Raw genomic sequence first — 1,936 nt, 5'->3', positions numbered from 1 at the left:
CGTACAGCCTGAATTCTGATGATTCAAGTGGATAATCATCAAAAAAACCGGGAATGAAGACTTCAAAAGCTGTCCGATTATTAAGCTGATTTTCTGCTAAACTCATAGATATATTTTCCCTGATTACTTAGTTTTCTTTTCCCTCGATTTGCGCCAAAATATCGAGGGTTTTGCTTTTGAAGAGAAGTGAAAATTGTTCATCCTCTAAAACTTAAATGTTGAGTGTGGAGAAATTTATATGATTCTGGATGCAGGTTTTAGCCTCATAATTGGAGGCAATTTACCTTGCTTGATTTCTGGCTGGATAAAGTTTAAATCCAGATAAAATACTCATTTCCTGCCCCCTATGTGCGGTCGAAAAGTTAGATTAATCCGTGTACTAACGACCTTATTAGTCTTCGGAACTTGATGCAGATGAGTACTCTGGCAACCCGGAAGCATTACCAGCAGACTCCCATGCTCCAGCCAAAAGTCAGTCGGCTTACCCCCGATGGGCTTGATTTGGAATTTACGAACCGAACCCAGACTGATGGATGCGATTGCAGGATTTAGCCCCATCGAAGCTTCATTGTCGTTGTGCCAACCGATAGAATGCTGTCCACTTTTATACTGATTGCCGATGACGATGCGGAAGCTGTAACCAGTAGTGGCGGTGATTCTGTCGCGTAACTTAGCCAGAGCGTCTGTCCAAGGTAGTGGTTTGAGTAGTACACTTTTAGAGTAAAGGTAATCACAGCCTTCATCGCCATAAATGCACTCTAAGCGCGGAACAGGCATAGTTTTACCCAGCATCCTGATTTGATTTTGTTTCCATTGCAGTTCTTGGCAATGTTGGTAGAGTTCATCGGCTTCTTCCTTGTTCAGAAACTCTGGATAATAGTTGACTGGTAAAGTAGGAGCAGATTCAGGAAATAAAGTTAGTTGTTGCATAATTCTCCTTTGGCAATTGCTTGAACAATTTCTTCTGCCCGTTCTCGTGAAATAGCCTGCTCAGGGTTCTTATAAAACCCAGCGATCGCCGACTTGGGACGAATAATAATTTGCTGCCCTGTTGCGCGTTTGTCCCAGACAAAGCACGAGATAGTAACGTTATCGGTAGCCCAACGAGTACCCCGTTTGTCTTTCCGAAAACAGAAGCGGGGCAAAATTAGTACAAGTGACGGTGGGTGCTGCTGTAAGAAATCCGCGCGGTCATCGCAAGGTTCAAGAAAGCTGGTTAGAAGGAATGCAGCTACACCCACACGCGCTTTCTGGTAAGCATTTCTGATGATTGGTGCAGCAAACTCCGAATATGGTGGGTTGGTGCAGATCCACTCACAATCAGGAAACTTAGCCCATGACTCGGATAGTGTTGCATCCAGATGGTAATCAGCCGGTTTATGTGGATCAATATCGTTTGTCCACATTTGCTTGGTGTAGGGCCACACCGATAGTAACGATGCGATTGCCCCCATCCCTACACAAGGCTCACCAATGACACCAGATAACGGAACATGGCACAGCAATTCCGTAGTAAACCATGATGGAGACTCGTAAAAGTTCAATGGATGCCTACCAACAGTTTCTCCTGTAGATTTAGGAGAGTATAGTTGTGGTGTCAGCAGTTGTGCAACAGTCATAAGCCTTGCGGGGCTACAAAAAGGGCTAGGACGCAGATAGAATAAGCCTCATAGCCCTCTCTCCTTGCTGGTAGTACTTACGCTTATTAAGATTTAGTGTCAATAATTCGGCGACTAATTCATAAGAATTTTCCATAAAATCGACCCAGTTAGACCCATATAATCCAATATAAAAACTGCTATGACGGCGAACTGTACGCGCAGATTCTTTGATTCGACCGACATATTTTTGAACACCCATACGTTTAACTTTTTGACCAGATATAGTTGCAGCAGTATAGGCAAGTGAGATTAATAATATTAGGGAAATTAGTCGT

At 43.4% G+C, this 1,936-nt stretch carries 2 protein-coding genes and 1 pseudogene; all 3 read right to left on the bottom strand.

Annotated features, from left to right (window positions below):
* Nucleotides 1–330 precede the first annotated feature (330 nt).
* Nucleotides 331–930 carry an alpha-ketoglutarate-dependent dioxygenase AlkB gene (locus H6G26_RS41370; RefSeq protein ID WP_190737900.1) on the bottom strand — a complete coding sequence of 200 codons (600 nt, stop codon included), beginning with the start codon at nt 928–930 and terminating at the stop codon, nt 331–333.
* Nucleotides 918–1,619, bottom strand: a complete 702-nt coding sequence (locus tag H6G26_RS41365) for a hypothetical protein (RefSeq protein ID WP_190737898.1) — start codon at nt 1,617–1,619, stop codon at nt 918–920. Before H6G26_RS41365 ends, H6G26_RS41370 begins: the two co-directional genes overlap by 13 nt.
* A gap of 25 nt (nt 1,620–1,644) precedes the next feature.
* Nucleotides 1,645–1,936: pseudogene (locus tag H6G26_RS41360) on the bottom strand (IS4 family transposase); the annotation flags it as partial.

Origin of the sequence: Nostoc sp. FACHB-888, from assembly GCF_014696655.1 — a bacterium.
Taxonomy (GTDB): Bacteria; Cyanobacteriota; Cyanobacteriia; order Cyanobacteriales; family Nostocaceae; genus Nostoc.
This window is presented reverse-complemented; position numbering and strand designations above follow the sequence as displayed.